Genomic DNA, 7,851 nt, shown 5'->3' on the forward strand with positions numbered 1-7,851 from the left:
CGTGACCAGGCCCGGTTCAGGCACCGGCGGGGTCCGAATCACCCGCCAGCACCTGCAGCAGCTGCGCCATGTCGGCCGGCAGCGGCGCCTCGAACGTGAGCGGCCGACCGTCGATCGGGTGCGGCAATTGCAGGCGCGCCGCGTGCAGCGCTTGGCGGCGAAAGGCGGCGAGCGCCGCCTGACAGTCGGCGCTGGCACCCGGCGGCAGGCGCAGGCGGCCGTAGGCCGGATCACCCACCACGGCGTGACCGATGCTCGCCAGGTGCACGCGAATCTGATGCGTGCGGCCGGTCTCCAGCATCACCCGCAGCAGCGTGTGATGCGCGAAACGCTGCGCCACCCGGTAGTGGGTGATCGCCTGCCGCCCGCCGGCGCCGACCGCCATGCGCGTGCGGTCGGTGCGGTGGCGACCGATCGGCGCGTCCACCGTGCCGCCGGCGATGATCTGCCCCTGCACCAACGCCAGGTATTCGCGGTGCACCTCACGCGCGGCGAGCAGTTCCACCAGGCGCTTGTGCGCCGGCAGCGTGCGCGCCACCAGCAGCAGGCCGGTGGTGTCCTTGTCCAGACGATGCACGATGCCGGCGCGCGGCAGCTCAGCCAGGCGCGGGTCGTGGTACAGCAGGGCGTTCATGAGCGTGCCGGCCGGATTGCCGGCGCCCGGATGCACCACCAGGCCGGCTGGCTTGTTCACCACCAGCAAATCGGCGTCCTGATGGACGATGTCGAGCGCGATCGCCTCGGCCGGCGCCGTCGGCTCGGCGTTCACCTCGGGTTGCTGCACGCCGATCTGCTCGCCGCCACGCAAGCGGCTGCTCGCCGCCGCCGGCGCGCCGTCGACCGTCACCCGGCCGTCGCGAATCCACGCCTGCAGGCGGCTGCGGGAAAAATCCGGCAGCAACACGGCCAGCACCTGGTCCAGTCGCTGCCCGGCCAGTTCGGGGGGCGTTTGATATAGTTCGCGCGCTTTCATCAGAATCCTGTTCCGCCGTGCAGCGCATTCTAAGGGCGCCCGGCGCGAAGCCACCCGCCCCGAGAACCGCCCGTGTCCCTGTCGCCCCGTGCCGGCCTGCGTCTGTGCTGCCTCGCCCTGCTGCTGGTGCTGGCGGCCTGCGGCGGCGAGCCGGGCACCAAGAAAACCGAGGACCGCACCCAGGGCTGGTCGGTCGAGAAGCTGTACACCGAAGCGCGCAAGGCGCTGCTGGACGGCGGCTACCAGGAGGCCATCGACCTGTACGGCAAGCTCGAGGCCCGCTATCCATACGGCGTCTACTCGCAGCAATCGCTGATCGACATCGCTTATGCCTATTACAAAAACGGCGACGCGGAGCTCGCCATCGAGTCCGCCGACCGCTTCGTGCGCCTGTACCCGCTGCACCCGAACGTGGAGTATGCGTACTACCTGAAGGGCCTGGTGCACTTCAAGCGCGAGGTGTCGATCCTGGAGAAATGGCTGCCGCAAAACCTCGCCGCGCGCGACATGAGCAATGCCCGCCTGGCCTTCGACGACTTCGCCCAGCTGCTGCGCGCCTTCCCGGACAGCCGCTACGCGGCCGACGCCCGCCAGCGCATGGTCTACCTGCGCAACCAGCTGGCCGAGCACGACATCCTGGTGGCGCGCTATTACATGAAGCGCGGCGCCTACGTGGCGGCGGCAGCCCGTGCCCGGCACGTGGTCGAGACCTACCCGCGCAGCGCCTTCACGCCCGACGCGCTGGAGCTGATGGTCAGTGCCTACCGCGCCCTCGGCCTCGACACCCAGGCCAGCGACGCCCTGCGCGTGCTGAACCTGAATTACCCGGACCATCCGGCCACCCAGCGCGCCGGCAAACTGGCCCGCGCCGACTGACGCCGCGCCGCGGCGAGGAGCAAGCCGCCATGTGGGACTTCTTCCAGACCGTACGCCACCGCCACTCGGTGCGCCGCTACCAGCCGGACATGCCGGTGGAGCCGGAAAAGCTGCATGCCATCCTGGAGGTGATGTGCACCGCGCCGTCGGCGGGCGACCTGCAGTCGTACCACGTGTACGTGGTGTCCGACGCAGGCGCACGCACCGGACTGCGGCAGGCGGCGCCGGACCAGACCTTCATCACCGAGGCACCGCTGGCGCTGGTGTTCTGCGCCGACCTGGCGCGTCCGCGCGAACGCTTCGGCGAGCGCAGCGAACTGTTCGCCACGCAGGACGCCACCATCGCCGCCGCCTACGCGCAGCTCGCCGCCGTTGCCGCCGGACTGGCGTCCGCCTGGGTCGGCCACTTCGACGACCAGGCGCTGTGCCGGCAGTTGCAGCTGCCGGCACACCTGCGCCCGGTGGCCATCATCTGCATCGGCTATCCGGCCGAATTGCCGGCGCCCACGCCACGGCGGCGCCTGGACGAGGTGGTGACGCGGCTTTAGCAAGCCAGGGATGGCTTGCCTCCGAATCAAGCGCGTCAAGCGCTTGATTCGGAGGCGGCTGGTTGCGGACATGCGCCGCGACGAGCCGAGTTGAAAAAGGGCGGGAAGCCCTTTTTCAACGACCTGGTAGGCACGCCACCGGCCGGCGACCATCCACAGGCGCGCGGCGCCGGTCGCCGACGCCGGCCAGCGCATGAACGAAACCCGTGACCGGCCGCCAACGAGCCGCCGGCGTCCGCAGGAGGAGTCACCCATGCCCGCCACGAACCCGCAGGTATTCACCCACTGGGGCCTGTTTGCGCCGCAGGTCCGTGACGGCCGCGTCAGCGCGCTGACGCCCTCCCCCTCCGACCCAAACCCGAGCCGCTACGGCATCTCGCTGGTCGACGCCGTGCACAGCCGGCTGCGCATCACTCAGCCGATGGTGCGCGAGGGCTGGCTCGAACGTGGCCCCGGCCCTGGCCCGCGCGGCGGCGAGGCATTCGTGCCGGTGTCCTGGGAGCGGGCGATCGATCTTGTCGCCGGCGAGATCGACCGCGTGCGCGGCACACACGGCAATCCCAGCATCTACGCCGGCTCTTACGGCTGGGGCAGCGCCGGCACCGTGCACGCCGCCCGCCCCCTGCTGCACCGCTACCTGAATTTGCTCGGCGGCTTCACCGACGGTGTCGGCAACTACAGCGCCGGGGCGGCCTTCTACATCCTGCCACACGTGCTGGGCGGACTGGAGGCGTTCGCGGCGCCGACCGACTGGCGCTCCATCGTGGCCGACAGCGAGCTGCTGGTGGCCTTCGGCGGCCTGCCGCTGAAAAACTCGCAGGCCGACCTGGGCGGCGCGGCCCGCCACGAAACCGCCGATTACCTGCGCGCGCTGGCGCGGCGCGGCGTGGAGTGCGTATACATCGGCCCGCTGCGCGAGGACATGCCCGCTGCGCTCGGCGCGCACTGGCTGGCGGCGCGGCCGAACACCGACACCGCCTTCATGCTGGCACTGGCGCACACGCTGTATGTCGAAAACCTGTGGGACCGCGCCTTCGTCGAGCGCTATTGCACGGGTTTCGAGCGCTTTCTGCCGTACCTCACCGGCACCGCCGACGGCCAAGCCAAAGACGCCGACTGGGCGGCCGCCATCACCGAGGTGCCGGCCGACGCCATCCGCGCGCTGGCCCGGCGCATGGCGCACAAGCGCACCTTCATCAACTGCTCGCTGTCGGTGCAGCGCCAGGACCACGGCGAACAGCCGTACTGGATGCTGGTGACACTGGCCGCCATGCTGGGGCAGATCGGCCTGCCGGGCGGCGGCTTTGGCTGCGGCTACGGCACCGGCGGCACCGGCACGCCGCGGCGGCCGTTTCCGGTGCCGCGCCTGCCGACCGGGCGCAACCCCAGCGGGCGCTTCATCCCGGTGGCGCGCATCGCCGACCTGCTGCTGAATCCCGGCGGCGGCTGCCGCTTCAACGGGCAGACGATCGAGTACGCCGACATCCGCCTGGTCTACTGGGCGGGCGGCAATCCCTTCCACCACCACCAGGACCTCGGGCGCCTACTGCGGGCCTGGCAACGGCCCGACACGGTGGTGGTGCACGACGCCTGGTGGACGCCGGTGGCGCGGCACGCCGACATCGTGCTGCCCTGCTGCACGGCGCTCGAACGCGACGACCTGTCGAGCGCCATGCTGGGCACGGACCGCAGCATCGTCGCCAACCGCGCCGCGCTGGCGCCGCTCGGCCAGTCCCGCCCGGAGTACGACATCTTCGCCGCGCTGGCGGCGCGCAGCGGCGTCGGCGACGCCTTCACCGAGGGACGCGATGCCGCCGCCTGGCTGCGGCACCTGTACGAGGAAACCCGCACCGCCGCGGCGCGCGACGGCATCGAGCTGCCGGATTTCGAGCACTTTTGGCAGGCCGGTCAGGTCGAGATTCCACCGCCGCCGCAGCCGCATGTGCTGCTCGGCGCCTTCCGCGCCGACCCCGACCGCAACCGCCTGCGCACGCCGTCCGGGCGCATCGAGGTCTACTCGGCAACCATCGCCGGCTTCGGCGATGCCGACTGCCCGCCGCACCCGATGTGGCTGGAACCGGCCGAGTGGCTGGGCAGCCCGCTGGCCGCGCAGTACCCGCTGCACCTGGTCACCAACCAGCCGGACACGCGCCTGCACAGCCAGCTCGACATGGGGCGCGTGAGCCTGGCCAGCAAGATCGCCGGCCGCGAGCCGCTGCACATGCACCCGGCCGACGCCGCCGCCCGCGGCCTGGCCGACGGCGACGTGGTGCGGGTGCACAACGCCCGCGGGGCCTGTCTGGCCGGCCTGCGCATCAGCGACCACATCCGGCCCGGCGTGGTGCAGATGGCCACCGGCGCCTGGTACGACCCGGCCGAGCCTGGCGTGCCCGGCAGCCCGTGCAAGCACGGCAACCCCAACCTGCTGACGCCGGATCACGGCAGCTCCGCGCTGGCGCAGGCCTGCAGCGCGCAGAGCACGCTGGTGGAGGTGACGCGCTGCGCCGACCCGCCGCCGGTGACGGCCTTCGTGCCGCCGCCGCTCAGGCCGCCGCTGGACTGACCGCCGGTCGCCACAGCGCCAGCGCGCACAGCGCCGCCACCGCCGCCACCGAAGCCCAGGCGCTGGCATAGCCGGGCCCGTCGGCGAGCGCGCCAAACGCGATGGGGCCGAGCACGAAGCCGCCCCAGGCGACGTTGATCAGCAGCCCGACCGCGGTGCCGGCGAGCGCCATGCCGACCGACTCGGCGATCACCACCATCAGCAGCCCCTGCCAGCCCATGGCGCAAAAGCCATACGCCAGGCCGATCAGCCCCACCAGCGCCGGCGGCGCGGTGGGCGACAGCAGCGCCAGCGCCGCCGCGGCGAGCGCCGTGAGCACCATCACCAGCGCCAGAGCGCCGCTGCGATGGTGGGTGAAAAAGCGGTCCGCGATCAGGCCCCAGACCACGCGCCCGAGCGCCGCGGCCAGCAGGGCGCCGCTGAGCAGGCTGCCGGCCAGCGTCGCCGGCAGGTGCTGGCGGTCGGTCAGGAACAGCACGAAAAACGTGGTCATGGCGATCTGCGCATAGGCGATGAACGGCGCCAGGCATAGCAGGCGCACGAAAGGACGGTTGCGCAGGAACTGCCCGGCCACGGCCTTCAGGCCGCGCGGCCGGGACGCGCCCGGCGCCGCCACGCCGACCGGCGCCTCGCGGTACAGAACCCCGCTCGCCACGGCCGCCAGCGCGGCACCCGCCGCCACCGTCAGCACCGCGCCGCGCCAGCCGAAAGGTTGCGCCAGCCCGGGCAGCAGCGCCGCCGCCAGCGCCGCGCCCAGCATGTTGCCGGTTTGGCGCAGGCCCATGGCGGTGGCGCGCCGCTGCGGCGGGAACCAGTGCAGCACGCCGCGCGCCCCCGCCTGGTTGATGGCGCCGTTGCCAAGGCCGCACAGTCCGGCCAGCACCGTCACGGCGCCGAGCGTGCCGGCGCGGCTGAGCAGCGTGAGCGGAACGGCCATCGCGAGCAGACTGGCCAGCAGCAGCCAGCGGCCGTCGATGCGGTCCGCCAGCACGCCGGCCGGCAGCGCCATCAGCGCGCCCACCACGTAAAAGGCCGACTGCACGGCGCCGAACTGCGCCTTGCCGACGCCGAGCTCGGCCACCATGAACGGCGCCAGCGGCCCCCACAGATAGGCCCCGCAGGACATGGCGACCTGGCCCAGCATCAGCAGCGCCAGCATGCTCCAGGCGTTGCGCCAGGCCATGCTCAGGCCGCCGGCCAGGGCAGCTTGGACGGATCGACGCGCAGGCGCTCGCGCAGCGCGGCCTTGGCAATCTTGCCGGTGGCGCCCTTGGGCAGTTCGTCCACGAACAGCACCGCCTTGGGCTGCTCGAAACGCCCCAGGCGCGGCTTGCAGAACGCCAGCAGGTCGTCGGCGCTGGCGGTGTGGCCGGGCTTCAGGCTCACGATGGCCACCACCGCCTCGCCCCAGTCCGGGTGCGGCGCGCCCACCACCGCCACCTCGCGCACCGCCGGGTGCTCGGCCAGCACCGCCTCCACGGTCACCGGGTAGACGTTGTAACCGCCGGTGATGATGAGGAATTTCTTGCGGTCGGTGAGGTAGAGATAACCGTCCGCGTCGAAGCGGCCAAGATCGTGCGTGCGCAGCCACGGGCCGTTGTACAGCTCGGCGTTCTCGTCCGGGCGATTCAGGTACCCCGGAATGGTGACCGATCCCTGCACCCAGATCTCGCCCACCTCGCCGGTGGACAGCTCGTCACCGCGCTCGCTGCGGATCGACAGATCGACATGCAGCGCCGGCCGGCCGCAGGAGGTGAGCAGCTCCTGGCGGCCGTCGAGGGCCTTCAGGTGATCCTCGTGCTGCAGGAAGGTGAGCCAGCCGGCCGTGGCCTCGGTGAGACCATAGAGCTGGATCAGCTCGCAGCCGAGCTGGGACAACGCCGTGCGGATGAGCTGCGGGGTGGCCGGCGAGGAGCCGTAACTGACCATGCGCAGCGCGGACAGATCGTGGTGCCCGGCGGCGTGGTGTTCCAGCACCCGCTGCAGCATGGTCGGCACGAAGATGCCGCAGGTGGCGCGGTGCTCGGCGAGCAGCTCGAGACTCTTGCCGGCCTCGAAGTCGCCGTCCGGCAGCAGCACCGTCATGCCGTTGACCAGCCCCAGCGACGCGCACAGCAGCGGCACGCCGGCCATCGGAAACGGCGCAAAGTAGATGTCCGACTGGCGAAGGCCCAGCATCAGGCTCGAATAAACCAGCGCGTCGCGCACGCCGCGCTGCGTCCACAGCGCGCCCTTGGGCAGCCCGGTGGTGCCGGTGGTGTAGCTGATGGCGACCAGATCGTCCTCGGCCAGCGCCGGCAGCGTCGGCTGCTGGTCGGCGGCGGCCAGCAGCGTCTCGTAGTCGAGCGCCTGGCCGTGCCCGGCGCCAAAGCCGATCACGATGAGTCCCTCGCGGCGCAGGGCGTCGAGTTCATCCGCCAGCAGCCCCACGCAGGCGGCTTCGACCAGCAGCACCTTGGCCGCCGAGTCGTGCAGCAGGTGCAGCATCTCGCGCGGCGCGTAGCGCCAGTTGATGCCCACGCGCAGCGCGCCGAGCTTCAGGCACGCGAACCAGTGCTCGAGCACCTCGACGCGCTCGTGCGCCAGCACCGCGCACACCTCGCCCTTGCCCAGCCCAAGCCGCTGCAGCGCGGCGGCCAGGCGCGTCGACCGCCGCTCCATGTCGCCCCAAGTGCGCCGGCGCGCGCCGTCGATGAAGGCGGTGCGGTCGGCCAGCGCCGCGCCCGCCCGGCGCAGCAGATCACGCGGCAGGATCATGCTCGTACCCCTCCTCGATTCGATCAGTCGAAAACCCACCTGGAATAGCTCGACCCGCCGCCGTGATCCCGATCCCCCACCCGGTTGCCGCCTGGGGCACCATGGGGCGCGACGGTTCGCACTTGAACGAGGTT

Annotated in this window: 6 protein-coding genes; 3 read left to right on the plus strand and 3 right to left on the minus strand. The window is 71.9% G+C overall.

Annotated features, from left to right (window positions below; all coding sequences use genetic code 11):
- Window positions 1-16: 16 nt before the first annotated feature.
- Window positions 17-973 (minus strand): 23S rRNA pseudouridine(1911/1915/1917) synthase RluD, encoded by a 957-nt coding sequence (gene rluD / locus PHC73_RS09170; protein WP_300126964.1) that lies wholly within the window; start codon window positions 971-973, stop codon window positions 17-19.
- 72 nt (window positions 974-1,045) lie between these two features.
- On the opposite strand from rluD, the gene PHC73_RS09175 reads away from it, so the two are divergent.
- From PHC73_RS09175 to PHC73_RS09185, 3 genes are all read left to right on the plus strand, one after another.
- Entirely contained in the window at window positions 1,046-1,849 is an 804-nt protein-coding gene (locus PHC73_RS09175) for an outer membrane protein assembly factor BamD (protein ID WP_300126966.1), read from the plus strand.
- 29 nt (window positions 1,850-1,878) lie between these two features.
- Window positions 1,879-2,397, plus strand: coding sequence for a nitroreductase family protein (locus PHC73_RS09180; RefSeq protein WP_300126968.1), 519 nt, complete (start codon window positions 1,879-1,881; stop codon window positions 2,395-2,397).
- A gap of 253 nt (window positions 2,398-2,650) precedes the next feature.
- A complete protein-coding gene (locus tag PHC73_RS09185; protein ID WP_300126970.1) occupies window positions 2,651-4,960 on the plus strand; it encodes a molybdopterin-dependent oxidoreductase in 2,310 nt (769 codons plus the stop codon).
- Here the strand turns inward: PHC73_RS09185 and PHC73_RS09190 are convergent.
- Entirely contained in the window at window positions 4,941-6,143 is a 1,203-nt protein-coding gene (locus PHC73_RS09190; protein WP_300126972.1) for an MFS transporter, read from the minus strand. The genes PHC73_RS09185 and PHC73_RS09190 overlap by 20 nt on opposite strands.
- Window positions 6,144-6,145: 2 nt before the next feature.
- A complete protein-coding gene (locus tag PHC73_RS09195; RefSeq protein WP_300126974.1) occupies window positions 6,146-7,717 on the minus strand; it encodes a class I adenylate-forming enzyme family protein in 1,572 nt (523 codons plus the stop codon).
- Between the last annotated feature and the right edge of the window lie 134 nt (window positions 7,718-7,851).

The organism is Immundisolibacter sp., from assembly GCF_028696615.1.
Lineage (GTDB): Bacteria > Pseudomonadota > Gammaproteobacteria > Immundisolibacterales > Immundisolibacteraceae > Immundisolibacter.

What these genes read in the sequence shown, in the direction of transcription:
- rluD (WP_300126964.1), bottom strand. Translation starts at nt 973, where the DNA reads ATGAAAGCGCGCGAACTATATCAAACGCCCCCCGAACTGGCCGGGCAG.
- PHC73_RS09180 (WP_300126968.1), top strand. Translation starts at nt 1,879, where the DNA reads ATGTGGGACTTCTTCCAGACCGTACGCCACCGCCACTCGGTGCGCCGC.
- PHC73_RS09185 (WP_300126970.1), top strand. Translation starts at nt 2,651, where the DNA reads ATGCCCGCCACGAACCCGCAGGTATTCACCCACTGGGGCCTGTTTGCG.
- PHC73_RS09190 (WP_300126972.1), bottom strand. Translation starts at nt 6,143, where the DNA reads ATGGCCTGGCGCAACGCCTGGAGCATGCTGGCGCTGCTGATGCTGGGC.
- PHC73_RS09195 (WP_300126974.1), bottom strand. Translation starts at nt 7,717, where the DNA reads ATGATCCTGCCGCGTGATCTGCTGCGCCGGGCGGGCGCGGCGCTGGCC.